We start from the raw sequence: 25,188 nt of genomic DNA on the forward strand, positions 1-25,188 counted from the left end.
GTTAAAAAAGTGATGGCAGGGCTGGTGCCCAGTCTGACGATCGAATTTAGAGCTAGCCGCCGTTAGGTGTATGTCGTTTTCATGGCAAAACGTGTCAATTTCTCGGCAAGCAGTACCTGTTTACGACTTTAGTAGAGTTGGCAGGCACTGGCGAGGGCTCAGTTCAACGGCGTCGTGTTCGTATAACCGAATGCCTATCGGCGCGAAGAGAATATGCCCGGACTTACCGATGGACCGGAGGGTGGAAGAACCGTTGAGTGGTTCGTTGAGCTGTGGACGGTATCGAGCGCCGGATTCGCGAAGCCTTGCCGTAACTGGCGTGGTGAAGCGCCATAGCTGCGCCGAAACGCGTGGGAGAGGGCGCTTTGATTGGCAAACCCCGTTTGGATGGCAATATCGGTCAACGGCAGGCGGCTCTGCATAATGAGCTGGCGCGCCGCGTGTAGCCGCTGTCTGCGAACATACTGCCAAGGCGATAGACCCGTTTGGGCGCGAAAACGCTCGGAGAAATGCGCCTCGCTCAGGCAGGCAAGTTTGGCTAGATCTGCCACGCGTAGCTCGTCAGCCAAATGACGACGAATGAAACGATCGATTTGATCGAGGTTGATCCGGCGCTGGTTCGTCGCGCCCGACGCACCCAATCGCGCTTTTAGCGAGCCCAGCAGCGTGGCGGCTAGACGGTCTTGTTGAAACGAGGTCGCCGAGTTGTCAAATCCTCGGGCCAGCTCGCTCTCTACAAAGGTTAGATAGTGGCGCAGTGGGCTATCCAGCGCGAAAAAACGCGGCGCATCGAAAAGCGCCACCAGCTCGCGATGTTCGCCGGTAAGGGCGGGCGCGTCCTCGGGCAGGTCCAAAATCAGTTGGCGATTGTGGCCATTGCCCGAATAGTAGTGTTCATGGTTGGCAGGTACTATGCAGCCGGAAAACGCATTCACACGCCCACCCAAGCCCTCGATCTCAAACTCCGACGAGCCACACAGTGTAATGACGATCTGATGAAAGTCGTGGGAGTGATGCTTCGTCGCCGTTTCCAGAGGTATTTGTCGGATGGTGCTCGGCATACGGTTCTCCTCGTCGCTACAGCGTGGTTAGCGCTGACGAAGCGCTGTATGTGCCGCCAAATGGTCGCGCAGTGCTTTCAGCTCTGCGTAACCCTCCTGGTTGAGCAGCGGTTTGCCTTGAGCAATCTGCCAGCGCCTGCCATGGGTATCCATCAAATGGGACGCGCGGCGACGAATATTGTCGAGATACTCATCGTGGCGAATGGGGTAACCGATCAATGCATTCCACTCGGTCTCACTCACGCTGCTTTCCAACGCCTTGTCAAAGAGGGTAATCAGGTCTTTTGGCTCAGTGCGGTAGCGGGGGGTTCCGGCGTTCATCAGCACCAACAGCACGGCGCCTATGACCAGTACACACACGCCCAACACTAGTAAATAAAGTGCCATCTCACGCTCCCGGCCGCATCAGAATGGACGTCACTCGTGGCGTCCGCATCAGAGTCATTGCCCAGTATACGCCTGCCCCCGCCGAGACGAAAATTTTAACCTTTTGCGAACTTTTTCCCTGAGCAGTGTCTGAGTGTGTACAGGCAACATAGCGATGGCAGTCGCTAATAGTGTTGTTCTGGCTATTGTTTTCGATCCCTTGCTTCCGCTGCTTATCCCAAGCAGCGGTTTTTTTTGTAGGTACGTTGGGCTGACTCTAACGCTTTGGTGTTGTCGCACTCAATGACGACGAATCGTGAGTAAGGCCATGAGAATGTCACGACGTGTGACGATCCCTACCAAGCGATGCTGCTCGACGACGGGGTAAATCTTCGGTTTGGCGCCGAGCATCTCTTGCGCGAGGTCGGTCACGCTTTTATTGGGGGTGGTGGTCAGCACGTCTTGACGCATCAGCTCTCTCACCAGAGGGGCTTCGTGGTCATGGTAAATGCTGTCGAGTACGCGGCCCAAGACATCTTGTTCGGAGATGAAGCCGATCAAACGGTCCGACATATCGACGACCGGTGCCCCCGGCAGGCGATGTAACGCAAGCCCTTGGGCAAGCGTCGTGATGGATGTCTCTCCTGAGACGCGGTAGCAGTCACGAGACATGATGTCTCTAACGGTATCCGGAATTTTTTTGTTCATGAGAGCACTCCTCATCGTGATCGACAGGCCGCGGCCGATTCTCTTACTGTAGGTGATTTAACTCACTCTGCGCTGCCCCCATACTGTCTCTATTCAACGCTTTGCTTTTTCAAATCAGCCTCGAATGCTGTGAGGAGTCGTGATGGACGCTCGTGAATACCTGAATCGCAAGGGCGTGGGCTTGGACCGAGATCCTGACAAGCCCAATACGCTGGAAGAGAAAGCCTGGGAGCGTGCCCGAGGTTCGGGTCAGCAGCGCCCCAAATCAGGCACTCCGCATGATTGGGAGGATTGGGAGCGTTTCCATGACGATCTTGCCGAAGGTGCCGACACCCTAGAGCAAAAGATAGACAAAGAGGCACATCGTAAGGCGCTCGCTCGTGAGAAAGCGGCCTCTGAGCAGGCCAATGCTGCCGTCGAGCACTTTACGCCTCCGCCAATGGTCGAAAAGGCCACCGCCAGCGCGCAGCCAGCCCCTGCCGTCCATAGCCGAGTAACTCCTGACGAGCCGGCAGCGCTCGAGTGGGCCTATAGAGCACTGGCCGTACTGCTACCACCCTTGGCCCTCGGGCTGACCGACGGAGGTGCGCGGCGCGTGATCATTAGTGTGCTACTGACGTTGGCGGGTTGGATACCAGGCATCATCTACGCGTTGGTCTGGTTGAGTAAACGATAAATCCGCTTTGCGCTCTTGGCGCATTGGCAGGAGAGGTGAATGACGTATAATTGTCGTCAACTATCTTCTTCTTTGGGGTTTACTGATGGGCTACCTAGTAGGCGTTACGGCGTTGTGGGCGTTTTCGTTCTCGTTGATTGGGGTCTACCTCGCTGGGCAGGTAGATAGCTACTTTGCCGTGCTGGTGCGCGTGACGTTGGCCATGCTGGTATTTCTGCCTTTTTTACGACCAAGCCTGCTGCGCGGTAAGCAGCGGCTGGCGTTGATGGCACTGGGCGCGATTCAGCTCGGTGTGATGTATGCCTTCTTTTATCACTCGTTTTTACTGCTCTCCGTGCCAGAAGTGCTCTTGTTCACTATTTTTACGCCGGTTTACATCGCGCTGCTAGACGATTTGATGTTCAAGCGCTTTACACCTATCTATCTCGTCACCGCCGTGCTCGCGGTGATCGGGGCTGGGGTCATTCGCTACGATGGCGTTGATAGCGGTTTCTGGTTAGGTTTTTTGGTCGTGCAGGGCGCGAACCTATGTTTTGCCATTGGCCAAGTCGGCTACCGTCGTCTTGCAGCCGATCTTCCGCCGACATTGGCGTGGCACAACGTGTTTGGCTGGTTCTTCATTGGCGCCATGCTGGTGGCGTTGCCTGCGTTTTTGCTGTTCGGCAACGGTGCGGCGCTACCCTCGACGTCACTTCAGTGGGGCGTTCTGGCGTGGCTGGGCCTCGTCGCGTCGGGGGTGGGATATTTCGCTTGGAACCAGGGTGCCACTAAGGTGGATGCGGGTACGCTGGCCATCATGAACAACGCGCTTGTGCCTGCAGGTCTGGTCGTCAATCTCGTCATCTGGAACCGCGATGCCGATCTTGGCAAGTTACTGCTGGGGGCTGCCATCATGGGCGCTTCGCTATGGTTGAACCACTGGTGGCTGCAGCGCCGCCAGTGGGCGGCGAGCTAAGCTAAATCGCTGATTTTTCCCGGCGCCGTGCAAGCCGCCATCGCGCCGGGTAATTTGCTCGTGACTGTCTTCCTCTCCATAATGTGGGCTGATGCTAGCGAGAGTTGCCCATGTCCACCACCCCATCGCAAGGCTCCCCCTCTGGTAGCCCTCGTCATCCAGCGACGCCGTTCAAGACGATTGGATTGATTGGCCGTCTGGGCAGCGACAAAGTCGTTGACTCCCTTCAACGCTTGGTCCGCTACTTGACCGAGCATGACTATAAAGTACTCATCGAAGACCGTACCGCTACGGCGCTGTCCCATCACGGCGTACCTGAAGCGAGCCGTCGAATGCTGGGGGAATTATGTGACCTAGTGATCGTCGTGGGTGGGGATGGTAGCCTTCTCGGTGCCGCACGAACCCTATGCCGCAGCGGGACGCTGATCCTGGGGGTCAATCGTGGGCGGTTGGGTTTTCTCACCGACATCTCACCGGATGAGCTCGAAAACCGGGTCGGCGAGGTATTGGCAGGCGCATTCGAAGTCGAAGAGCGTTTTTTGCTGGATGCAGTGCTCTACCGCAACGGAGTAGCGGTAGGCAACGGTGACGCCTTGAACGAGGTCGTCGTACACCCTGGCAAAGCGGTGCGCATGATCGAGTTCGAGCTGTTCATCGATGGACAGTTCGTTTATAGCCAGCGTAGCGATGGGCTAATTGTCGCCACGCCGACCGGCTCAACTGCTTATGCACTGTCAGGCGGCGGGCCTATCATGCACCCAAAATTGGATGTGGTGACGCTGGTGCCCATGTTTCCGCATACCCTCTCCAGTCGTCCCATCGTGATCGATGCGGCCAGCGAAATACGTATTCACATCGGCGAAACCAACCAGACCTACCCGCATATTAGCTGCGATGGCCAAACACGTGCGGTGGCCAAACCTGACGATGTGCTGGTCATTACCCGTAAGCCAGAGCGCGTTCAGTTAGTGCACCCTATTGGGCACAATTTTTACGATGTGCTGCGCAGTAAACTCGGCTGGAGCCATCGGCTAGGGGATTGATATGGAGGGCTATGATTTAATCGGCGATGTCCATGGCTGCGGCGCAACGCTAGCAACGCTGCTCGAGAGGTTGGGGTATCACCAGCGTAGCGGTGTCTACCGCCATCCTCGGCGCAAAGTGATCTTTTTAGGCGATCTCATCGATCGCGGACCGCGCATCCGGCTCGCCGTCACGATTGCACGACGCATGGTAGAGGCGGGCGAGGCGCACATCGTGATGGGCAATCACGAGTACAACGCGTTGGCCTATACCCACCCAGCGCCTGCCGGGAGCGGCAAGCGTTGGCTTCGCGAGCATACGCCACGCCACAACCGCATCATTCAAGATACGCTGAATCAGTACCGTGATCACACCAACGAGTGGGAGGATACGCTGGCGTGGTTCAAAACCATTCCGCTCTTTTTGGAATTGGATGGAATCCGTGTCGTGCACGCCTGCTGGGACGACGCGCTGATCCATGAGCTCAAGCAGCGCGCGCCTACAGCGCGTATGGATAGCCAGTTTTTGGTGGAGTCCACTGACCCGTCCTCTCAGGCATATCGCATCCTTGATCGACTCACCCGCGGTCCCCATATACGGTTACCGAAAGGGGTGGCGATCCATTCAGGCGATGGCTTTACCCGGCAAACTTTTCGAGCGCATTTTTGGTCAGCCAATCCACAGCAGTGGGGCGATGTGGTGTTTCAGCCTGATAACCTTCCCGGTGATTTAGAGACGCAGCCACTCAGCGAAAGCGAACGGCAGCGGCTTAGTTATTACGGCCCCGATCAGCCGCCGCTCTTCATCGGTCATTACTGGTGTGAGGGTATTCCTGCACTGCCTGCTTCCAATATCGCTTGTTTGGATTATAGCGCCGTCAAGTTTGGCCGGTTAGTGGCGTATCGTTGGAGCGGTGAAACACAGTTGAATGCTGACCATTTCGTTTGGATTCAAGTGCCTAGAGAGGAGCGGGCGCTGCCCAAGCCTTGGGAAATCGATTTTGATTGAGTATCAAGCAGAATGGTTACATAAGGTTACATAATTTTTGCAAAACGGCTGAACTAACCCTCTTGCTGGATATCAGAGTAAGTGTTCCCTTGAATGATCCCTTGCTTTTATCCGGCGGCCCCCTCCGCCGGATTTTTTTGCTTCTCCGTTGGCAACGGGCCGCAAGCTGCACGACCACTTGGATACTAGGGAGATGCCATGCATCCCGTCATGCTCTTACCCCCGGGCGCAGATACACAAGCACTGCGCAAAGCGTTGTGGCACTACCGCATTGGTCATCGCATCACCGACGAAGCGGAGGGCCAGCTATTGTGGGTCGCCGACCCTCGCCAGCATGACGAGCTGCGGGCCGTGGTCGAGCGATGGGAGCGCGGCGAACCGCTCATTCGGGAGCAGGAGCGTCCCCGTCGACCCCGCAGTACCCAACATTGGGCGGTTGTTCTGCGCCAAGTACCCATCACGGCACTCATGATCGGCGTTAGCCTGCTGATATTCGCCTTGAGTGGTGTGCTGGGCGATCTACTGGTGGTGGCCCTGACCATCGTGCCAGTGGGTATTTCCGGTGGCCAGTTGGTGTACGGTTCGTTAGCGGATACCGTGCTGGGAGGGCAGGTATGGCGTCTGCTCTCCCCCGCATTCCTGCATTTTGGTTGGATGCACCTGATATTCAACCTGATGTGGGTGTGGTACTTCGGACGGCAAATCGAGCTGCTGCAAGGCAGTAAAACGATGCTGCTCCTGCTTCTCGTCGCCGGTATCGGTGCCAACTTGGCGCAATACGTCACCGGAACGGTGCTGTTTGGCGGTATGTCCGGCGTGGTCTATGCGCTATTGGGCCATGTGTGGCTCATGTCCCGCCGTGTCCCAAACAGTGGCTTTTTCGTGCCGCAAATGCTGGTGGTCTTTATGCTGGGTTGGATGGTGTTCACCATGACCGATATCGCCAGTACCGTCGGCTTTGGCAACGTGGCCAACGAAGCTCACCTGGGTGGTCTGCTCGTGGGGCTCGCCTCAGGCTGGTATTATTCTTCTCAACGACGCAAAGCTTGATACCACCAATTTGAACGCAGCCAAGACGTGAGGTGCTGACCGTGAGCGATATGACCTTCGATAAAATGATCAACCAAATGACGCCAGCGATTTATGAAAGTCTGAAACAGGCAGTCTCGCTACGTAAATGGCCCGATGGGCGCCGCCTGACGACCGAGCAAACCGAGCTGTGTCTGGAAGCCGTCATGCGTTACGAAGTCGAAAACAACGTCCCGGAAGAGAGCCGCGTAGGGTACTTGGAACGGCGCACCTGCGGTGCAGGTGCGACGGGTGCCGGTGTGAGTCCCGAAATGGCGGGCCTGGGCCGGGATGCCACGCGTGACTGATCTGTTGATTCCAGATATTTCTCCGGTTAAAGGATGTCTGCAGAAAATGGCGGCGGCGCTGCCTAGCCGCCAAGACGAACCGGTGGTTTACCACCTGCGCGCAGGTGAGCATCGGGTGGCGTTGAACGAGCGTATTGGTACGCCGCTGCGCCTCTCTTGGAGTGGTGCCATTGCCTGCACTCACTGTGGGCGAGCAACCAAGAAAAGTTTTGCCCAAGGTTTCTGCTACCCTTGTTTCAAGCGACTGGCGCAGTGCGATACCTGCATCATGAAGCCAGAGACCTGCCACTATTACCAAGGCACCTGCCGTGAGCCGGAGTGGGGCGAGGCGCACTGTTTTCAGCCTCATATCGTCTATCTTGCCAACTCGTCCGGACTGAAGGTGGGAATTACCCGCAAAACCCAAATGCCCACCCGCTGGTTGGATCAAGGCGCTATTCAGGCGCTGCCGATTCTCGAAGTGAATACCCGCCAGCAGTCCGGGTTTGTCGAAATGCTGTTCAAAGAGCAGGTGGCCGACCGCACCAACTGGCGTGCGATGCTCAAAGGTGAGGTCGAACCACTCGATCTCCGCGCCGAACGCGACCGCTTGCTGGGCACCCTGGGTGATGGGTTAGACCAGCTACGCCGTGTACACGGCGAGGACGCCATCCGTACCTTAGATGAAGCGCCTTTGCAGTTTGAGTATCCCGTTGCGACGTTTCCGCGCAAAGTCGTATCGCATAACTTTGATAAACGGCCCCTGGTCGAAGGCATACTCCAGGGCATCAAAGGGCAGTACCTCATGCTTGATACGGGAGTGATTAATCTACGTAAATTCACGGGTTACGAAATTTCGGTCGGCTGAAAATTAGGCATTTTGCCTAGCCAGAGTGGCATCGGTTGACTAGGGTTAGTAAGTCACTACAGACACTGCCCTCGTTACGCAAGGAAGCCCCGATGCCATGGCTAAAACTGCTGCACATTGCCGCGCTGGTTATTTGGTGCGGCTCACTTCTCTATCTGCCAGCGCTGTTATTACAAGCGCTTCAGCTGCGTAAAGATGCTGGGTTTGCCCAAGGCACGCCGCCTATGCCGCGGTTTTTTTATAATTCCATTGCCACGCCTGCTGCGCTCGCTGCCATCGCCTCTGGCACGCTGTTGTTTCTTTTACACGGCTTGCTGGGCGGCTGGTTGATTCTCAAGCTGGGCGCCGTGGTGGTGATGGTGGTCGCCCATGGTTGCTTTGGCTGGCTCATCTTGCGTTTGGAAATGGGCATTTTCAAGGGCGTCAAGATGGCCAGTCTTTGCGCGCTGTTGCTGGCGGTGTTGGGTATCTTTGGCGTCCTTGGGTTTGTGCTCTCAAAACCGCTGGAATGGAGCTAACTCAATGGCAACCCCAGAGATGATAGCTGGCTTCGAGCGGCTACGATTCTACTTCCACGCCTACCGCGTGTTCATACACCAGTTGGCCGCCCAGCCATCCGGCCAGTGCAATCAGGCTTGCCGTGACCAGCGATATCGCCAAGCCCCAGGGCAGCACCGCGCTGGGTTCGTTGAAGCGCAGCAGCCAGTTCAGGGATGCCAAAGAGAGCATCACCACGGCCACGATGGCATGACTCCAACCGGTAATCAGTCGGCGGATGCGAGCGACGGTGACCAAGTCGATGATGCCCGCGACCGAGGCAACCCAGCCGCCAAACGCGCCAACGCCCGCCAGCCAAAGCCCGCCGCGCAGCCAGAACGTATCCTGGGTGTACCAGTAGGCCAAGTCGCAGGCAACCAACGCCATCAGCGCCGCCACTGGGAAGTGAATCATCACTGGATGAAGCGGATGGCCCGCCAGCGATGCGCGGCTTTTGATCGAGCGTTGGGGCGTCTGTGTCATGATCACTTCCTGTGGTTAGACAAATCAAAACAGTTTGATAGATCAACTGCATGTCAGGGAAAACGCTCATGAGGGAACGCAATAGCGCCACGTCCACCAGCATGTCGTATCGCGCCGTGCCGCGAACCCGTCAAGCGGCCTGTTGGCTAGGGCTTGGCTTGCTGTTCGGCGTTGCGGGTTGCAGCGGCGACAGCTCTATCTTAGACCCTGCAGGGCCTGCCGCAAGAGACGTTCGGTTAATTTGGTGGGTGATGCTGGTGTTTGCCACCGTTGTATTGGTCGGGGTCACCGTGGTTTGGCTATACGCTTTCAAACCGCATAACGTCGAGCGCACACCCGCGCAAGAGCGCCGTATCGCGCGGCGCTGGATCATTGGGGGTGGCCTCGTCTTGCCCATTGCCAGCATTACGGCGCTGCTGACGTTTGGCGTGCCCGCTGGGCAGCGCATGCTGCCGCTGCCGCTCGATGAACCGCCTGAAGTGATCGAAGTCATTGGCCATCAGTGGTGGTGGGAGGTGCGCTATCCCGGTGCCGAAGGGGGCGAGGTAGTCACTGCTAACCAGCTCGTCATGCCCGCCGGAGAGCCTGTGGATTTTCATGTAAGCGGCGCGGATGTGATACATGCATTTTGGGTGCCGCGCCTGGGCGGCAAAATCGACATGCTGCCGGGAAGAGTGAATAAAATTCGCCTGGAAGCCGATGAGCCCGCCGTGTTTGGTGCCCAGTGTGCCGAGCTCTGTGGAGTAGGCCATGCGCATATGCATTTATACGTTGAAGCCGTACCCCGTGACGACTTCGAGGCCTGGCTGGCGGCTCGGCAGGAAGCCACGCTAAGCGAATTGGCAACGCGAGATTCAACTCATGACGATGCTAGAGACGCCTTTATGACCCACTGCGCGAGTTGCCATCGCGTGGCGGGCGTTAGTGAAGGCGGTGTCGGGCCAAACCTCTCGGATGTGGGAAGCCGAACAACGCTCGGCGCGGGCGCAATGGCTATGGAAGAGGGCGCGGTGAGCCAGTGGCTGCAACGCCACCAAGCGTTGAAGCCAGGTAACAAAATGCCTACCCATAACGACATCGACACGGACACCTTGGATGCCCTGGGTGCTTGGCTGGAGACCTTGACCCCATGAAAAGCGTGAATCAAGAAGCAATAGAGCAGGACCCGCAGCAGTTACACGAAGACCTGCACGATATTTGGGGCAACCCAAAGGGTTTGAAGTCGCTCACCATCGTGAACCATACGACGCTTGGCCTGCGTTTTATGATCACAGGAATGGTATTTTTCTTGATTGGCGGCATTCTCGCCATGCTAGTGCGCACCCAGCTGGCGATGCCTGACCAAAACTTCATGTCACCGGAGATCTACAACCAGGTGACCACCATGCATGGCACGGTGATGATGTTCCTGTTTGCGATCCCCATGCTGGAGGGGCTGGCGATTTATCTGATTCCGAAAATGATCGGTGCCCGGGATCTCGTATGCCCACGCCTTACTTCGCTGGGTTACTTCTGCTATCTGTTTGGCGGGATCATTCTGACGTCGAGTTTGATCATCGAGATGGCACCGTCCAGCGGCTGGTTCATGTACACGCCGCTGAGCAGTAAGGAGTTTGCACCGGATCTTGGGTCTGACTTCTGGCTGCTAGGCATTACCTTCGTGGAGATCTCGGCGCTCTCGGCGGGGGTGGAACTGGTCGTCTCTATCTTACGCACCCGCACCCAGGGCATGGCACTGCATAAGATGCCGCTGTTTGCGTGGTACATCCTCGCCATGGCGCTAATGATCGTGGTGGGCTTCCCACCGCTGATCTTGGGCAGCGTGTTGTTAGAACTCGAGCGCGCGGTCGGCATGCCGTTCTTCCAAATTGCGGGCGGCGGCGATCCAGTGTTATGGCAGCATCTTTTCTGGCTGTTTGGCCACCCAGAGGTGTACATCATCTTTCTGCCTGCTGCCGGGATCATTTCGACGTTGATTCCCGTGTTTGCCGGACGGCCCATCGTGGGGTACGGCTGGGTAGTGGCGGCAATTACCATCATGGGCTTTATCAGTTTTGGGCTGTGGGTTCACCACATGTTCACCATCGGCATACCTCAACTGGCCCAGGCGTTTTTCTCGGCGGCCAGCATGCTAGTGGCCGTGCCCACGGCGATTCAAGTCTTTGTCTGGTTGGCTACGCTCTGGCTCGGCAAACCCAAAATGAAGCTGCCCATGCTATGGGTGATGGGCTTTTTGGTCATCTTCGTGTGTGGTGGGCTTACCGGTGTCATGCTGGCGCTGGTGCCGTTCAATTGGCAGGTGCACGACACTCACTTCGTGGTGGCCCATATGCACTACGTGCTGGTAGGCGGCATGTTCTTCCCGCTGATTGCTGGGCTGTACTACTGGTTGCCGCTCTTCTCCGGGCGAATGCCTTCCGAGAACCTGGGGCGTTGGGGCTTCTGGCTGACCTTCCTAGGCTTTAATGGCACGTTTTTGATCATGCACTGGACCGGGCTGCTCGGTATGCCCCGACGGATTTACACCTATGAAGCGGGGACTGGGTGGGAAATTTTCAATTTGCTCTCGTCGGTGAGTAGTTTCGTGCTTTCAGCGGGGATTGCCATGGTGCTTCTGGATATCGCGCTACACTTCCGGTTTGGTAAGCCCGCCCAGCATAATCCCTGGAATGCCGACACGCTGGAGTGGGCGAATACCATGCCGCCCAGCGCTTATAATTTCGTCAGTCTACCCCGCGTGGAAACCCGACACCCGCTGTGGGATGACCCCAACCTACCGCATACCATGGCCGAAGGTAAGCACTCGCTGGCGGTTGCTTCACACGGCAGGCGGGAGATGTGGGGCACCGATCCGATTTCCGGCAGCGTGCGGGAAATCATTCATCTGCCTGGCAACTCCTGGTGGCCACTGTTTGCCGCGTCGGCCCTGGCGGTGGTATGTCTTAGTCTTCTCACCCGTGTGTACCTACTGGCAGGTGTATTCGTGATCATTGCCGGTATCTTTTTGCTGCGCTGGTCTTGGGAGAACGGTGCCCACCCCAAGGCGGCACCGGATGCAGGCGTCAAACCCGGCGACCCACCGCTTCACTCGCGCACCATGGATGGCCCCGGCCTCTGGGCGATGGGGATTTTCCTGATTGCCAATGGCTCGTTCTTTCTCTCTTATCTGTTTGGTTGGTTTTATCTCTGGACCGTTTCGCCCGAGTGGCGCATGCCTGAGACGCCGCCGCTCTCACTTTTATTGATGGGGGTGGCTGGCGTGGCGGTTTTAGTCGGCAGCGCAGTGATGGAAAAACTCGTGCGTGGGCTGCGCCAGCAGCGTGATGCTGGTCTAGGCGCAGGCTTCTATCTAGCCGCTGCGTTAGGCGGACTTCAGGTGGGACTAACGGGCTGGGCGCTTTGGCAAGCTGAGCTTGCTCCTACGCAAACCTCCCATGACGCAGTGATGCTGGTCGGCCTTGTCTATGCGCTGTTCCACGGCGGTTTAGCCGTCATCTTGACCGTGCTACAAGGGCTGCGAGTGGGCTATGGCTATGTAGGCGCTCATGCGCCTTTTGAGCCTGGCGTCGTAACACTGTTGTGGCGCTATAACGTGGTCACCTTTGGTCTATTAATAGCGGCGCTAGCGGTGCTGCCCCGCGTGTTAGGAGGGTAGGGCGATGGAACGACTCAACTTTACTCATCCTATCCATTTGGCGGTGGGGCTAACGCTTTGGAGCGTTTGGTTCGTGGCCGTGTATAGCGGCCTTTCCGTGGCGTGCGCGGTCACCCCCCCTCCGCCCGAGGCGGGAGCGCTAACGCTCCTCAACGTAGGTTTGGGCGGTTTTACCCTAATCTGTGCCGCCGGGCTTGTGCTCTTGGGCTGGGGGAGCTGTCGCACGGCCAAACAGCACCAGGGGCGACAGCGCTTCCATGCGGTGGTATCCGGTTGGCTCTACCTGTTCTCGGCCTTTGGGGTGGCGTTTGCGGGGCTGCCGATCATAGGTGTGCCGCCTTGCCTGTAACCGAGGCCGAACACGTTGCTACCAAGCAAGAGGCGCCGCTCTATACGCTTCACGGTATGTGGTGCACCAGCTGTGCGCTGGCGGTGGAGGGCGCATTAGCTCGCCTTCCAGGCGTCGTGCAGGCCAGCGTTCATTATCCGACCGCAACGGTATGGGTAAACGGCACTCCCGCTGCAACGCAGTTGGCGGCGTTAGCTCCCGTGGTGACGCGGCTAGGCTATCGGCTAAGCGAGTTGGAGCCTGTGCACGATGCTCAACAGCGCCTTGCCAAAGAGAGCCGCTATTTATCGTTGCGACTTATCGTGGGCGCGGTATTGGGCATGTGGACCATGCTAGCGTCGCTATTGATTTATGCGGGCGCGCTGCCTAATGCCGCCATAGAGCTGGTCGTCGCGTGGGTGGCCGGTGCCTTCTCGCTGCCAGTAGTGGTCTATTCCGGTCTGCCGTTTTATCGAGCGGGGTGGCGCACGCTATTGGCCCAGCGCCCCGGCATGGATGTATTGGTAAGCCTGGGGGTGCTTGGTGCCATGGTGGTCTCGGTAGGGCTGCTCCTACGCGGCTCTTCCGAGGTCTATTTCGATACCGCAGTGATGCTCATCGTGCTACTTCTGGTGGGCCGGCTGGTCGAAACCCTGTGCAGGCAGCGGGGGCTCAAAGCCTTTGATGCACTAAGGCTGCCGGAGGCTGATGTCGTAGTTTGCCAAGGCGGGCAGCGCGACACGCAGCCCGTTGGGGAAGTCGCCATAGGAGCCGTGATTGAAGTACCCCCTGGTGAGCAGGTGCCCTTGGATGGCCTGCTGGACACGCCCGGCTGGCTGGATACCGCCACGCTAACCGGGGAAAGCGTGCCCCGTTATCTGCATGCCGGGCAGCGCGTCTATGCGGGCTGCCGCTATGCGGCGAGGCTAAACGCTGCGCCTTTGAAGGTGATTGTGACTGCTACCGTCGGCCAGCGGCGGATGGATAAACTGTGCGAGCAAATGCGCCGCGCCCAGGCAAAAAAGGGCGAATTGCACAAGCTGGCCGACCGCTTTGCCTCATGGCTAAGCCCCGTAGCGCTGCTGCTGGCGGTGCTGACACTTCCGCTCGGGCTGCTGATGGGCCTTGGTTTGGAAGACGCAGCCGTGCGTGCGCTGTCTGTTTTAGTAGTGGCGTGTCCCTGCGCGGTGGGATTGGCGGTCCCGCTGGCAAGCCTCGCCGGTAGCAGCCAGGCGTTACAACAGGGCATTGCTCTGCGCGACCCTTCTGCTTTTGAAACGCTGGCCAACGTACGCGGCATTGCCTTCGATAAAACCGGCACGCTCACCCGTGGGCAGCATCAGGTAGTGAATGCCGCGCTGCGCCAAAGCGAAGACCTCACGCAGTTTCGGGCGATGCTAAGCAGCGCCGTCAGTCAAAGCGAGCACCCGTTAGCCAGCGGATTGCGGGATTGGGCCAGCACGGTTGAAACAGCGGCGCCGTCCAACGTGTTTCATAACGTTCTGCATATTGAGGAGCATCCCGGCAAAGGCCAGCAAGTCACGTTTCAAAACGCAGAGCAGTGGTGGTTAGGTAGCGCCGTATGGATAGAGCAGCAGCTTGGCGCGCCCTTGCCAGATAGCGCTCATCAACCTGACAACGCCTTTGCATCGCAGGTAGTCGTGGCGGATAGCCATGGTTGGCTCGCCACGCTCTACTGTGCCGACCAGCCGGTGAGCGATGCGACAGCGAGCCTTGCCGAATTAAAGCGCTCAGGGTACATCGTGGCGCTGATCAGCGGCGACCGCCAGGGCCCGGTGGGCTGGCTTGGCCAGCAGGTAGGGTTAGCAAACAATGCGTGCTACGCCCAGCGTTCGCCGGAAGCCAAAGCGGCACTGCTCAAAGCGCTGCCATCGCCCACGCTCTATGTGGGCGACGGGGTGAACGATACCTTGAGCCTTGCCGAAGCCGGGGTAGGCGTCGTCCCCATGCAAGCCAGCGACGCCGCCCGTGAAGGTGCCGCCGCGCAGCTGCTTCGGCCAGGGGTGAGTGGTGTAGTGTGTTTACTCTCGTTGGCTAAGCGCACACGCCGAGTCATGATGCAGAACCTAGTATTTTCGGCACTCTATAACACGCTGGCGCTGGGGCTGGTGATCATCATGGCGGTTCCGCCCTTAGCCGCCGTGCTGGCGATGGCGGCAAGCTCGTTCAGCGTGACGTTAAATGCAGCGCGACTTGCATGGTCAGAGCCTAGCAAGACTAGCGATATCCCAGCGCCTGACCCAAACGCTCCGCATTCGACGTCACCCACTGCGGGTCAATCGCTCCCCACTGTTTAATGGTGTAGTGGCCAATGTTGTGGCGTTCGCCGTCGCTTTTTTCGAACACGCACTCGATATCCAGTTCCCCTAGCGATGTAATGGTGTCCTGTGCGGTGCGTCTGGGCATGCCGGTGGCTTCCATCAGGGCGGGCACGCTGGCCACGCCTTGCTCGATCAAATGAGCCACGTAAAGGCGGCGGTAAAAACTGGATTTCGTTTTGCTAAGCGACATGGAGATAACGTCTTCTTAGTGATGGGTATTCCAGCAGTCTAATCAAATAAATCCCACTGCGCCCGGGGCGGACGAAAATCACGGGTATTCAACCCCTGATCGGTGCGGGCCTGCATGTTCCACTGGCGGCTAGCACGCTGAAACCTCTGGGCAATCAAATCGGCGAAGACCCCTTCGCCGCGAAAGCGCTTCCCAAAGGCCGCCTCGTAGGTTTTACCGCCCCGACACTGGCGCATCAAACTCATTACCTTGGCGGCGCGCTCGGGGTAGTGGGCCTCTAGCCACGCCTCGAATAGCGGCGCGACCTCGTGGGGTAGCCGCAGCAGCATCCAAGTGGCAGTGCGTGCTCCGGCACGGCTCGCGGCTTCCAGAATGCGTTCGATCTCATGGTCGGTCAGGCCAGGAATGATGGGGGATACCAGCGTGCCCACCGGAATTCCCGCCGTATTTAGCTCACGAATCACTTTCAAACGCGCCTGGGGCGATGCCGCACGGGGTTCCAGCGTACGCTTGAGGTTAGCGTCCAGGCTGGTCAAACTCACGAACACCCGCACCAAGCGATGCTCCGCCATTTCTGCCAGTAGATCGATATCCCGCAAAATCAGCGTGCTTTTCGTCACTAGCGTGACCGGGTGTCGGCACGCCAGCAGAAACTCCAGCAGGCGGCGCGTGGTTTGGTAAGTGGCTTCCAGCGGCTGGTAGCAGTCGGTATTGCCAGAAAGGTTAATGGGACGGCAAACGTAGTGAGGGTGGCAAAGCTCCTCTTTTAAATGCTCCACCAACCCGCTGCGGGCGATCAGCTTGGTCTCGAAATCCAGCCCCGGCGATAAATCCCAATAAGCGTGGGAAGGGCGGGCGTAGCAGTACACGCAGCCATGCTCACAGCCACGGTAAGGGTTGAGCGAGCGGTCGAAGGGCAGGTCGGGCGACTGGTTCCAAGAGAGCGCGCTTTTGCTGGGCTCTTCACGCACTTCCGTTGCCAGCGAGGTGGCGGCCTCTTCCTGCCACCAGCCGTCATCCTCCGCCACGCTGTGGGTAGGGGCAAAACGGTTATGCGGGTCGTAGGTAGCACCGCGCCCTTTGTGCACGGTAGTGCGAGAGAGGTCCAATGATGTCATCTGCCACCTCGTACGTAGCATTGAAATATATGTTCATGCATACAGTATATGAGGTTTTCTCAGCACCGCAACCAAGCGGGCAGTACAGCCACGACAGCGCTCATGGTATTTTTGGCAAAAGAGGACGACTTACTGGGATGACGTCAGGGAGAGAGCATGTCCGCGACGACGAGTCAGCGTGTAGCGCTGATCCTTATCGACATGCAGCAAGGCATGGCGACGGAGGAGGCGGGAGAGCGCAATAACCCGCAAGCAGAAACCAATATTCAGCGATTGCTGACCGTTTGGCGGCACCGCGATGAGCCCGTCGTGCATGTGCGTCATCTTTCCCGCTTACCTAGCTCGCCTTTTTGTAGATCGTTCTACCACTCTCCGCTCTCAATCAGCTGCGTTGCCTCAACCGTTGGGTTGTAGATATAGCACCACGCATCGCCATACTGTGTTGCCAGCACCGTCCTGTCGTACACGCCTTCTGCGGGGGCCAGGGGCAGGTAATCTTCCAATTCATCGAGCCGCGCTAATCGCTCGGCGTCGATGGCGTACACTTCCACGCTCACACCGGCAGACGGCGTGAGCTTGGCGCCTGGGTAGGGCCCAAGATCGTAGAGCGTAATCTCGTTTAGGCAGTCTTGACCCAGCATGTCAGCGCCGTTTAACCAATGATGATTGCGGTGGCCGCGCTTTAACGTGCCGTACACCGCGACTCGAGGGCAGCGCTGGATGGCTTGGTGAAGATGCTGCATGGGGTCACCTTTTCACACTATTCAATAAGCTAAGACGACACGCCGATTTTCGACGGGTGAGCGCCATTCCATAGGCGTTGACCTAAAAGCGCCCTGGTCGTTTGCCAAGGCGCTGTGCTTACTTACCTTTTAACCTAACGCTTCTTCCGCACCGGTTTTTTATCACTGCTCGCTGGCTCGGCGCTATCGGCTTTGCGCGCGCTGCTAGGGAAGTGGGCGCGTACGAGTTCCAAAAGCCCCTGGGTAGACGCGTCGAAATCCGCGGCGTTGGCGTCGATGCGCTCGCTGATTTCACCGGCGATGCGCTTGCCGAGCTGCACGCCCCACTGGTCGAACGAGTTGATGTTCCAAATTACCCCCTGAACGAACACCTTGTGCTCGTAGAGCGCAATCAGCGCGCCCAGGTTTTTCGGCGTTAGCTCATCGAGTAACAAAGTGCTGGAAGGGCGGTTGCCTGGGCAGCTGTAGGGGTCGAGCTGGCTCAGCTCTTTGCTGTCGCCTTGGCTGCCTTCCATAAAGGCGTTGGCTTGGGCCAGCATATTGGTCAGCAGGGCGAAGTGGTGATCTTCCACGCCCGGCTCCGGCTTGAGCGAGGCAATAAAGTCGATGGGCACATAGCGTGTGCCCTGGTGCAGCAGCTGGAAGAAGGCGTGCTGGCCGTTGGAGCCGGTTTGGCCCCATACAATCGGGCCGGTTTTGTAGTTCACCGGGTGGCCGAAAATATCCACCGACTTACCGTTGGACTCCATGTCCAGCTGCTGCAGGAAAGAAGGCAACTGGTTCAGCGCTTGGTCGTAGGGCACGATGGCCTGGGTTTCCGCGCCAATGAAGTTGATGTACCAAATGCCGATCAGCGCCATCAGTACCGGCATGTTCTGAGCGAAAGGCGCTTCGATGAAGTGGCGGTCCATTTCATGGGCGCCTTCCAGCAGCTCGATAAAGCCTTCGAAGCCAATCGAGAGCGCAATGGGTAGGCCAATGGACGACCACATGGAGTAGCGGCCACCCACCCAGGCCCAAAACTCGAATACGTTCTCTTCGCGAATGCCGAACTCCATGGCCGCTTTGCGGTTGGTGGAGGCAGCAATGAAATGCGCGCCCACGTCGGCATCATCTCCGGCATTTTCCAGAAACCAGCGGCGTGCGGTCTTGGCGTTGAGCAGGGTTTCCTGGGTGGAGAAGGTTTTGGTCGAGACGATGAACAGTGTGGTGGCGGGGTCGAGTCGGGAGAGCACTTTTTGAATATGGGTGCCGTCCACGTTGGAAACGAAGTGGAAGTGCAGCTCCGGGTGGCGATACTTCAACAGCGCACGCACTGCCATGTTGGGGCCGAGATCCGAACCGCCAATGCCGATATTGACCACGTCTTTGATGCGCTGGCCGTTATAGCCTTTCCACTCGCCGCTGCGCACCGCTTCGGAGAACAGTTTGATCTGCTCACGGGTTCTGGTGATTTCTGGCATCACGTCTTCGCCGTCCACGTACACCGGCTCATCGCCCAAATGGCGTAGGGCGGTGTGGAGTACCGGACGGTTCTCAGTCACGTTGATAATGTCGCCAGAGAACATCTGGGCGCGGCGCTGCACCAGGGCGGAGTGGTCGGCCAGCTCGATCAGTTTGGCCAGCACCTCGTCCGATACCTGATGCTTGGAGTAATCCAAAAAGAGGCCGCCGACGCGCAGGCTCATTTTTTCAAAGCGCTGCGGGTCATGCGTAAAGTAGTCACGAATACGGTCATTGGCGGTTTTATCGCGCAGGCGCTCTAGGGCCTGCCAAGTAACGCTGCGAGTGAGTTGAAACATAACGGGCGGTCCTGTTGTTTTTACATCTGTTTTACATCGTTATCGCTAACGGGGCGTGTCCGACCCCTGGCGTCGCTTTTTTTTATGTAAAAATACTACATATTGCGCGCGTGAGAACAACAGTTAGCGATACATGGTAAGAAAAATGGTTAATAAAACAGCGGGGTGGCGGTCGTCTTGAACGGCTGACTGAAAAAACAAAAGGGCGAGATTGCCTCGCCCTTAGTGTGCCGCTTTTAGCTGGCAACGGCTACTTGGGCAGCGCCACGTTTGATAAACGCGTAGCCCAGGCCGGTGATCAATGAGCCCACCACAATGGCGCCCAGGTAAAGCAGAGCGGGAGTAATGGCGTTAGGAATCAGCAGCACGAAGATACCGCCATGGGGGGCCATCAGCTTGGCACCCACCAGCATGGAGAGCGCACCCGTGACCGCGCCCCCGGCGATACAGGCGGGAATCACGCGCAGCGGGTCTTTCGCAGCGAAGGGAATCGCGCCTTCACTGATAAAGCATAGGCCCAGCACGAACGAGGCTTTACCCGCTTCCCGCTCGGGGGCGGAGAACTTGTTGCGCGCCACGAAGCTGGCAATGCCCATACCAATGGCGGGCACCATACCTGCCGCCATGATCGCGGCCATCGGGCCGTAGGTTTCAGAGGCCAACAGGCCGACGCCAAAGGTGTAGGCCGCTTTGTTGACCGGGCCACCCAGGTCGAAGCACATCATGGCGCCGAGCAGAATGCCCAGCAGCACGGCATTGGTCGAGCCCATGGACTCCAGGAAGCTGGTGAGCGCGCTCAGCACGGCAGCCACCGGCTCGCCAATCACGTAGATCATCGTCAGGCCGGTGACCAAGCTGGCAATCAGCGGGATGATCAGAATCGGTTTGAGCGACTCGACGCTGGAGGGCAGCTTCACGTAGCGCGTGACGGCGAGTGCCACATAGCCCGCCAGGAAACCGGCCAGAATACCGCCGATAAATCCGGAGCCAATCTCGGCGGCCAACATGCCGCCAATCATGCCGGGGGCAATGCCGGGGCGGTCGGCAATCGAGTAGGCGATGTAGCCCGCTAGAACGGGAATCATCAGCGCGAAGGCCGTGCCGCCACCAATCTGCATTAGCGCGGCGGCCAGGGTGCCTTCCTCCTGGAAGGCCTCGATACCGAACACGAACGAGAGGGCGATGAGCAGGCCGCCTGCGACCACCATGGGCAGCATGAACGACACGCCAGTCAGCAGGTGCTTATAAATGCCTTTTTCTTTGATGCTTTTTTTGGCCGTGGCGCTGCCTGCAGTGCTGGTGCCGTCTTCCACGGCGGCGTCAGTGAGGGCGGCCTCCAGGGTCGGGCGCGGCTTTTTGAGCGCGTTGCCGGTCGACGTTCGGTAAATTCGCTTACCCGCAAAGCGCGAGGGGTCGACTTCGATATCGCAGGCCAGCACGACGACATCGGCGGCGGCGATTTCCGCTTCCGTGAGTTTGTTTTGCGCGCCCACCGAGCCTTGGGTTTCCACACGAATCTGGTGGCCCATGGCCTTACCCGCTTCGGCCAGCGCTTCGGCGGCCATAAAGGTATGGGCAACACCGGTGGGGCAGGCGGTGACGGCAACGATGTTTTTACCCCCCGCACTGCTAGTCGGGGCAGCCGCTGTGGCTGCCGGGGCACTGTAGATCGGCGCTTCCCGCTTAGCTTGGCTTAAAAAGGCGCTGGGGTCGGGCAGGGCGCTGGCAATAGGAGCCTGGAATAGCCGCTTGCCTTCGAACCGCTCCGGGGCGGGCACGTGGTCGGCAGCTACGACGATCAAATCGGCGTTGGCGATCTGTTCAGCGCTGGCGGCTTGCAGCGGCGCAATTTCGCCGTGCATCTCCACATGAACGTTCCAGCCTAGCCGCGTGGCGGCTTGCTCTAGGCGCTTGGCGGCCAGGAAAGTGGTCGCCATGCCGCTGGGGCAGGCGGTAATCAGAATGAGGTTCATCGCGTGGCTCCCTCGGTGTGGGTGTCGTCAAGACGCCGTACCCGGGTCTGTTGTTGGAGTGAGTCGAAATCATCGGCGTGGGGGGTGCCCACCCCGACGTGGCGTACCGCTTCGGCAGAAAGCGCCGTCGCAAAACGAAGCGTATCGACGGGTGTGTGCTGGCTCAGCAGCCCATGCAGCATGCCCGCCACAAAGGTGTCACCCGCGCAAACGGTGTTTGTGGCGGTGACAGTGGGCGGCGTGGATTGCCAAGTGCCGTGCTGGCTCACCCATAGAACGCCTTCGGCACCTGCTGAAATCAGCGCGTGTTCGATACCGCTGGCGTGCAGCCGTTCGGCGGCAGCTTGGCGCTGCTGGTCGGTATCGAGCGTGCTACCGGCCCAGTCGGCCAGCTCGGTTTCGTTGGGCTTTACTGCGGCAGGCTGCGCGGCAATCGCCGTGAGCAGCGCCGGACCGCTGGTATCTACCCACAGCGGCACTGCGAAACCTTTCAAGAAGGCAAGCAGCTCGCCGAACGCGGGTTGATCGATACCGGGAGGCAGGCTGCCCGCCACCACCACGGCCTCGGGCGGCGCACTACCATCGAACAAGCCGCCGAGCGCAGCGCGTAAAGCCTCCAGGTGGGCAGCTTCGATGGGCATGCCGGGGCCGTTGATATCGGTCACGCGGCCGCTCTGCTCGGCAAGTTTGGCGTTAATGCGCGTGCTGCCCGGCACCCGCACGAAGGCGTCGATGACGCCGTAACGGGGAAAGGCGAGGCTGAACGGAGCATCGTTCTCTTCGCCCAAAAAACCGCTCACGATCACCTCGTGACCTAAACTTGCCAACACCCGCGCGACGTTCACGCCTTTACCGGCCGCTTCTAGCTGCGCGCTGGTGGGGCGGTTGACGTGTCCCAGCGTCAGCGCCTCCAGATTGAAAGCGAGATCCAGCGCGGGGTTGAGCGTAATACAGACGACTCGTGCCATTAGCGGGCCTCCAGGGCGTCGCGTACCTCGTCGCTGGTCGCCTTGCCGAGCGCGAGCTGCGCCGTGGCCTGGGCATCTGCCAAGTCGAATTCACGCAGGCGAGCTTTGACCAACGGGATTTGACGCGCGCTGACCGAGAGTTCATCGACACCCAGGCCCACCAGCACTGGCACGGCCATGGCGTCGGAGGCTAGCTCACCACACACGCCGACCCATTTACCGTGTGCATGGGCGGCCTCTACGGTCATTTGTATCAAGCGCAGTACCGCCGGATGCAGGCCATCAGCTTGAGCGGAGAGCTCTGGATGGCCGCGGTCAATGGCCAGTGTGTACTGGGTCAAATCGTTGGTGCCGACCGAGAAGAAGTCCACTTCGGCGGCCAGCGTCGGGGCTAACAAGGCACTCGATGGGACCTCGATCATCACGCCAAGCTGCACGTCGGTGGCGCGCTGCTGGGGGGCGATCTCGGTGAGCAGGCGGTCATAGATCGCTTTCGCCGCGCGGAATTCGGCCACGTCTTTGACCATCGGCAGCATGATGCGCAGCGGTTTGCCGACGGCGGCCATCAGCAGTGCGCGAATCTGGGTTTCCAGCACGTCCGGCTGGGTCAGCGCTAGGCGAATACCCCGCAGGCCGAGGAAGGGGTTGTCTTCCTGGGGCACTGGCCAATAAGGCAGCGGCTTGTCGCCGCCCACGTCCAGGGTGCGGGCGACGAGCGGGCGGCCGTCGAGGGCATCGGTCGCTTCGCGGTATTCGGCGATTTGCGTGGCGAGATCCGGCGCGCTGGAGTAGGCCATGAACAGAAACTCGGTGCGCAAAAGGCCGACGCCTTCCGCACCACGCTCGACCGCATCGGCGGCGTGGGCGGTGTTGCCGAGGTTGGCAGCCACTTCCACCTTGTGGCCGTCGCGGGTTTGCGCTTGCTCGAATCGCAGCTCCCAGGCGTCCGCTTCACGCTGCTGCTGGTCGAGCAGCTGCTGTTCGGCGCGGCGCAGGCGCTCCTCGGAAGGTTGCGACGTCACGCGGCCGCGCTCGCCATCCAGAATCATCATGCCGCCGTTATGCAGCGCCATCACCGCTTCACCGGCACCGACCACAGCAGGAATGCCCAGCGCACGGGCCAAAATAGCGCTGTGGGCGGTTGCACCGCCGCGCACGGTCAGCAGGCCGCGCACACGGGAGGTATCCAGGCGGGCCACGTCAGAGGGGCCGATATCGTCCATGACCAAGATATAGGGGTGGTCGGGTGGCTCGGGCAGGCTGACGTCGCAAAGCACGCCGAGCACGCGGCGGCCGACATCGCGAAGGTCGGCGGCGCGTTCGGCCAGCAGTCGGTCGGCCAGCATCTCTTGAGCGTGGGCGGCGGTGTCGATGGCTTCCCACCAGCCCGCTTCCGCCGAGCGGCCTTCACGAATGGCGTCGATGGCCGCCTGGTGAAGTTCGGGGTCGTCGAGCATCTCTTCATGCATGGAGAGAATGTCCGCGACTTCGCCGCCGGGCGCTTTATGTACCAGCGCCTGAAGCTGGGTGGCGCCTTCTTTCAGGGCCGCTTCCAAGCGGGCGATCTCGTCGTCGGGCTGATTGGCGTGCTCAGGATAGTCGAACTGCATCGGGCGAATGACGAACACCGGTGCAATCGCCAAACCGGGCGAGGCGGCAACGCCGGAATGGGGCGTATCGGCAGCGAGTGGTTCGACGGCGGGCTTACTGGTGCTAGCGGCTGGGGCCGCGTCGCGACCGCCATCGAAGGGCGTGACTTTCTCACCCAAGCCACTCTCGACGGCGGCGGCAATGGCGTCTAACGCGGCATTTGCCTGTTCGCCCTCGGCGGAGAAAATCAGCCACTGGCCGCGGCGCGCACCCAAACCAATCACTTTGGTCAAGCTTGCGGCGGAGACGGTAGTGGCGCTGCCCTCTTCCAGGCGCACGTTGATGGGCATGGGCTGGGCACGAGCGATCTGTACCAGCTGTTTGGCCGGGCGAGCGTGCAGGCCGTGGGGGTTCAGAACGCGCACCCGGCGGGTTTGGGTGCTGGCGGTTTCACCGGCCAGTGCCGCCAGTAGCTGGGCGCTGCTTTTGCCTAAGAAGCTGTCGCTTTCGCCGTTTTCCAGCACCGCCATCAGCTGTTCGAGCAGCGGCAGGTGAGCGTCACCGCTGGCAGCGAGGCAGAACAGCGCATGCACCGGATGACCGCGGTGCTCGAGCGTGCCATCGGCGGGGGTGGCAACGCCTAGCGCGGGTTGGTTTACGCCTTGGGCGCTGCTCGAGAGCCACAGGCCTTTGCCCAGCCACTGGGGCTGGGCGCTCGCCACGGTACCGATAAAGCCATTATCCACGCAGCCGCTTTGACGCAGCCGCGCAGCCGCCGCCAGGGCCAGCTCCTGCGGGTCACGGGCGGGGAAGTTGATACATAGCGTATCGGCATCCAGGCGGGGGGCTAGTGACGGCTTAGAGAGCAGGCGTGCAACATCGGCGGCGGAGCTGGCGCGAGCCAACTCGCTTGCCACGCCGTCGCGGTCGAGGACGTGGGTTAGCTGGCGCAAAATATCCAGGTGTTCGTCGTTTTGTGCCGCTATCGTGACCAGTACGTGAACGGTGTTGCCGTCGTGCCACTGAACCCCCTCAGGGAACTGCAGCACCCGCACGCCGGTACGCTTGACGTGTTGGCGGCTTTCCGGGGTGCCGTGGGGAATCGCAATGGCATTGCCTAAGTAAGTCGAGGACTGCGCTTCGCGGGCGTGTAGGCCATCGCGGTACTCGGCCGCCACCAGGCCAGCCTCTGCCAGAGCGTTGGCGGCGCTGTCGAGCGCAGCTTGCCAGTTGTCCGCATGGCGGTCGAGCAAGATGTCATCGGGGCCGAGTGTCAACATAGGGGTCTCCTGTAAACGCGGTCAGGCAACGGCAACGTCTGCGATTGGCGGCGAAAGTGCGCGCATAAAACGTTAGTCGTAGATCGTTGTGGTTAACTGGATGAATCGTGTCACCTGTGTATAGTGGCTATGCTGAATCGATTCACTTTTCGACACAAG

General features: G+C 59.3%; 24 protein-coding genes. 13 read left to right on the forward strand and 11 right to left on the reverse strand.

Annotated features, from left to right (window positions below):
- Positions 1-194: 194 nt before the first annotated feature.
- The 3 genes from FRH_RS12765 to FRH_RS12775 form a co-directional block, all read right to left on the reverse strand.
- Positions 195-1,061, reverse strand: coding sequence for an AraC family transcriptional regulator (locus FRH_RS12765; RefSeq protein WP_139528453.1), 867 nt, complete (start codon positions 1,059-1,061; stop codon positions 195-197).
- Positions 1,062-1,088: 27 nt separating this feature from the next.
- Entirely contained in the window at positions 1,089-1,448 is a 360-nt protein-coding gene (locus tag FRH_RS12770; protein WP_139528454.1) for a hypothetical protein, read from the reverse strand.
- 279 nt (positions 1,449-1,727) lie between these two features.
- The gene (locus tag FRH_RS12775) at positions 1,728-2,135 is read right to left on the reverse strand and encodes a CBS domain-containing protein (protein WP_139528455.1); all 408 of its coding nucleotides are present in this window, start codon (positions 2,133-2,135) and stop codon (positions 1,728-1,730) included.
- A gap of 142 nt (positions 2,136-2,277) precedes the next feature.
- On the opposite strand from FRH_RS12775, the gene FRH_RS12780 reads away from it, so the two are divergent.
- The 8 genes from FRH_RS12780 (at position 2,278) to FRH_RS12815 (ending at position 8,538) form a co-directional block, all read left to right on the forward strand.
- A complete protein-coding gene (locus FRH_RS12780; protein WP_139528456.1) occupies positions 2,278-2,811 on the forward strand; it encodes a YqaE/Pmp3 family membrane protein in 534 nt (177 codons plus the stop codon).
- Positions 2,812-2,896: 85 nt separating this feature from the next.
- The gene (locus tag FRH_RS12785; protein WP_139528457.1) at positions 2,897-3,766 is read left to right on the forward strand and encodes a carboxylate/amino acid/amine transporter; all 870 of its coding nucleotides are present in this window, start codon (positions 2,897-2,899) and stop codon (positions 3,764-3,766) included.
- A 110-nt stretch (positions 3,767-3,876) separates the two neighbouring features.
- Positions 3,877-4,809 (forward strand): NAD(+) kinase, encoded by a 933-nt coding sequence (locus FRH_RS12790; RefSeq protein ID WP_139528458.1) that lies wholly within the window; start codon positions 3,877-3,879, stop codon positions 4,807-4,809.
- Between the two features lies 1 nt (position 4,810).
- Positions 4,811-5,797, forward strand: coding sequence for a metallophosphoesterase (locus FRH_RS12795; protein ID WP_139528459.1), 987 nt, complete (start codon positions 4,811-4,813; stop codon positions 5,795-5,797).
- Between the two features lie 198 nt (positions 5,798-5,995).
- Positions 5,996-6,847 carry a rhomboid family intramembrane serine protease gene (locus tag FRH_RS12800; RefSeq protein ID WP_139528460.1) on the forward strand — a complete coding sequence of 284 codons (852 nt, stop codon included), beginning with the start codon at positions 5,996-5,998 and terminating at the stop codon, positions 6,845-6,847.
- Between the two features lie 41 nt (positions 6,848-6,888).
- On the forward strand, positions 6,889-7,173 hold the full coding sequence (locus FRH_RS12805) for a DUF1315 family protein (protein WP_139528461.1): 285 nt from the start codon (positions 6,889-6,891) through the stop codon (positions 7,171-7,173).
- 46 nt (positions 7,174-7,219) lie between these two features.
- Positions 7,220-8,020 (forward strand): DUF2797 domain-containing protein, encoded by an 801-nt coding sequence (locus tag FRH_RS12810; RefSeq protein ID WP_139528493.1) that lies wholly within the window; start codon positions 7,220-7,222, stop codon positions 8,018-8,020.
- 92 nt (positions 8,021-8,112) lie between these two features.
- Positions 8,113-8,538, forward strand: a complete 426-nt coding sequence (locus FRH_RS12815; protein WP_139528462.1) for a CopD family protein — start codon at positions 8,113-8,115, stop codon at positions 8,536-8,538.
- Positions 8,539-8,578: 40 nt separating this feature from the next.
- On the opposite strand, the gene FRH_RS12820 is transcribed toward FRH_RS12815, so the two are convergent.
- Entirely contained in the window at positions 8,579-9,040 is a 462-nt protein-coding gene (locus tag FRH_RS12820) for a DUF2231 domain-containing protein (RefSeq protein ID WP_139528463.1), read from the reverse strand.
- A gap of 68 nt (positions 9,041-9,108) precedes the next feature.
- On the opposite strand from FRH_RS12820, the gene coxB reads away from it, so the two are divergent.
- The 4 genes from coxB to FRH_RS12840 are packed head-to-tail and all read left to right on the forward strand — an operon-like array spanning position 9,109 to position 15,341.
- Complete coding sequence (coxB, locus tag FRH_RS12825) at positions 9,109-10,173, forward strand: cytochrome c oxidase subunit II (protein ID WP_139528464.1); 1,065 nt, start codon at positions 9,109-9,111, stop codon at positions 10,171-10,173.
- Positions 10,170-12,695: a cytochrome c oxidase subunit I gene (ctaD, locus tag FRH_RS12830; protein WP_139528465.1), complete on the forward strand. Its 2,526-nt coding sequence runs from the start codon at positions 10,170-10,172 to the stop codon at positions 12,693-12,695. The genes coxB and ctaD overlap by 4 nt, the downstream gene beginning before the upstream one ends.
- Positions 12,696-12,699: 4 nt before the next feature.
- A complete protein-coding gene (locus tag FRH_RS12835; RefSeq protein WP_139528466.1) occupies positions 12,700-13,044 on the forward strand; it encodes a hypothetical protein in 345 nt (114 codons plus the stop codon).
- Entirely contained in the window at positions 13,035-15,341 is a 2,307-nt protein-coding gene (locus FRH_RS12840; RefSeq protein ID WP_348773451.1) for a cation-translocating P-type ATPase, read from the forward strand. The genes FRH_RS12835 and FRH_RS12840 overlap by 10 nt, the downstream gene beginning before the upstream one ends.
- On the opposite strand, the gene FRH_RS12845 is transcribed toward FRH_RS12840, so the two are convergent.
- Together FRH_RS12845 and FRH_RS12850 are read right to left on the reverse strand one after the other, a co-directional pair.
- Complete coding sequence (locus FRH_RS12845; RefSeq protein WP_139528467.1) at positions 15,262-15,555, reverse strand: winged helix-turn-helix domain-containing protein; 294 nt, start codon at positions 15,553-15,555, stop codon at positions 15,262-15,264. The two genes, FRH_RS12840 and FRH_RS12845, sit on opposite strands and share 80 nt — an antisense overlap.
- Before the next feature lie 38 nt (positions 15,556-15,593).
- Positions 15,594-16,673, reverse strand: a complete 1,080-nt coding sequence (locus FRH_RS12850) for a PA0069 family radical SAM protein (RefSeq protein WP_281996969.1) — start codon at positions 16,671-16,673, stop codon at positions 15,594-15,596.
- A 213-nt stretch (positions 16,674-16,886) separates the two neighbouring features.
- Between FRH_RS12850 and FRH_RS12855 the strand changes: the two genes are divergently transcribed.
- Positions 16,887-17,087 carry a hypothetical protein gene (locus tag FRH_RS12855; protein WP_244993008.1) on the forward strand — a complete coding sequence of 67 codons (201 nt, stop codon included), beginning with the start codon at positions 16,887-16,889 and terminating at the stop codon, positions 17,085-17,087.
- Here the strand turns inward: FRH_RS12855 and FRH_RS12860 are convergent.
- From FRH_RS12860 to ptsP, 5 genes are all read right to left on the reverse strand, one after another.
- Positions 17,036-17,416 carry a gamma-glutamylcyclotransferase gene (locus FRH_RS12860; RefSeq protein ID WP_139528470.1) on the reverse strand — a complete coding sequence of 127 codons (381 nt, stop codon included), beginning with the start codon at positions 17,414-17,416 and terminating at the stop codon, positions 17,036-17,038. The two genes, FRH_RS12855 and FRH_RS12860, sit on opposite strands and share 52 nt — an antisense overlap.
- A 134-nt stretch (positions 17,417-17,550) precedes the next feature.
- Entirely contained in the window at positions 17,551-19,218 is a 1,668-nt protein-coding gene (pgi, locus tag FRH_RS12865; RefSeq protein WP_139528471.1) for a glucose-6-phosphate isomerase, read from the reverse strand.
- A 236-nt stretch (positions 19,219-19,454) separates the two neighbouring features.
- Complete coding sequence (locus tag FRH_RS12870) at positions 19,455-21,191, reverse strand: PTS fructose-like transporter subunit IIB (RefSeq protein WP_139528472.1); 1,737 nt, start codon at positions 21,189-21,191, stop codon at positions 19,455-19,457.
- Positions 21,188-22,159 (reverse strand): 1-phosphofructokinase, encoded by a 972-nt coding sequence (gene pfkB / locus FRH_RS12875; RefSeq protein ID WP_281996970.1) that lies wholly within the window; start codon positions 22,157-22,159, stop codon positions 21,188-21,190. Before pfkB ends, FRH_RS12870 begins: the two co-directional genes overlap by 4 nt.
- On the reverse strand, positions 22,159-25,029 hold the full coding sequence (gene ptsP, locus FRH_RS12880; RefSeq protein WP_281996971.1) for a phosphoenolpyruvate--protein phosphotransferase: 2,871 nt from the start codon (positions 25,027-25,029) through the stop codon (positions 22,159-22,161). The genes pfkB and ptsP overlap by 1 nt, the downstream gene beginning before the upstream one ends.
- Positions 25,030-25,188 lie beyond the last annotated feature (159 nt).

The sequence above is a fragment of the Halomonas sp. A020 genome, assembly GCF_027943625.1.
GTDB lineage: Bacteria > Pseudomonadota > Gammaproteobacteria > Pseudomonadales > Halomonadaceae > Vreelandella > Vreelandella piezotolerans.

Coding starts and splice junctions, on each gene's coding strand:
- FRH_RS12765 (WP_139528453.1), bottom strand. CDS start 1,061: ATGCCGAGCACCATCCGACAAATACCTCTGGAAACGGCGACGAAGCAT.
- FRH_RS12770 (WP_139528454.1), bottom strand. CDS start 1,448: ATGGCACTTTATTTACTAGTGTTGGGCGTGTGTGTACTGGTCATAGGC.
- FRH_RS12775 (WP_139528455.1), bottom strand. CDS start 2,135: ATGAACAAAAAAATTCCGGATACCGTTAGAGACATCATGTCTCGTGAC.
- FRH_RS12780 (WP_139528456.1), top strand. CDS start 2,278: ATGGACGCTCGTGAATACCTGAATCGCAAGGGCGTGGGCTTGGACCGA.
- FRH_RS12785 (WP_139528457.1), top strand. CDS start 2,897: ATGGGCTACCTAGTAGGCGTTACGGCGTTGTGGGCGTTTTCGTTCTCG.
- FRH_RS12790 (WP_139528458.1), top strand. CDS start 3,877: ATGTCCACCACCCCATCGCAAGGCTCCCCCTCTGGTAGCCCTCGTCAT.
- FRH_RS12795 (WP_139528459.1), top strand. CDS start 4,811: ATGGAGGGCTATGATTTAATCGGCGATGTCCATGGCTGCGGCGCAACG.
- FRH_RS12800 (WP_139528460.1), top strand. CDS start 5,996: ATGCATCCCGTCATGCTCTTACCCCCGGGCGCAGATACACAAGCACTG.
- FRH_RS12810 (WP_139528493.1), top strand. CDS start 7,220: ATGGCGGCGGCGCTGCCTAGCCGCCAAGACGAACCGGTGGTTTACCAC.
- FRH_RS12815 (WP_139528462.1), top strand. CDS start 8,113: ATGCCATGGCTAAAACTGCTGCACATTGCCGCGCTGGTTATTTGGTGC.
- FRH_RS12820 (WP_139528463.1), bottom strand. CDS start 9,040: ATGACACAGACGCCCCAACGCTCGATCAAAAGCCGCGCATCGCTGGCG.
- coxB (WP_139528464.1), top strand. CDS start 9,109: ATGAGGGAACGCAATAGCGCCACGTCCACCAGCATGTCGTATCGCGCC.
- ctaD (WP_139528465.1), top strand. CDS start 10,170: ATGAAAAGCGTGAATCAAGAAGCAATAGAGCAGGACCCGCAGCAGTTA.
- FRH_RS12835 (WP_139528466.1), top strand. CDS start 12,700: ATGGAACGACTCAACTTTACTCATCCTATCCATTTGGCGGTGGGGCTA.
- FRH_RS12845 (WP_139528467.1), bottom strand. CDS start 15,555: ATGTCGCTTAGCAAAACGAAATCCAGTTTTTACCGCCGCCTTTACGTG.
- FRH_RS12850 (WP_281996969.1), bottom strand. CDS start 16,673: ATGACATCATTGGACCTCTCTCGCACTACCGTGCACAAAGGGCGCGGT.
- FRH_RS12855 (WP_244993008.1), top strand. CDS start 16,887: ATGGCGACGGAGGAGGCGGGAGAGCGCAATAACCCGCAAGCAGAAACC.
- FRH_RS12860 (WP_139528470.1), bottom strand. CDS start 17,416: ATGCAGCATCTTCACCAAGCCATCCAGCGCTGCCCTCGAGTCGCGGTG.
- pgi (WP_139528471.1), bottom strand. CDS start 19,218: ATGTTTCAACTCACTCGCAGCGTTACTTGGCAGGCCCTAGAGCGCCTG.
- FRH_RS12870 (WP_139528472.1), bottom strand. CDS start 21,191: ATGAACCTCATTCTGATTACCGCCTGCCCCAGCGGCATGGCGACCACT.
- pfkB (WP_281996970.1), bottom strand. CDS start 22,159: ATGGCACGAGTCGTCTGTATTACGCTCAACCCCGCGCTGGATCTCGCT.
- ptsP (WP_281996971.1), bottom strand. CDS start 25,029: ATGTTGACACTCGGCCCCGATGACATCTTGCTCGACCGCCATGCGGAC.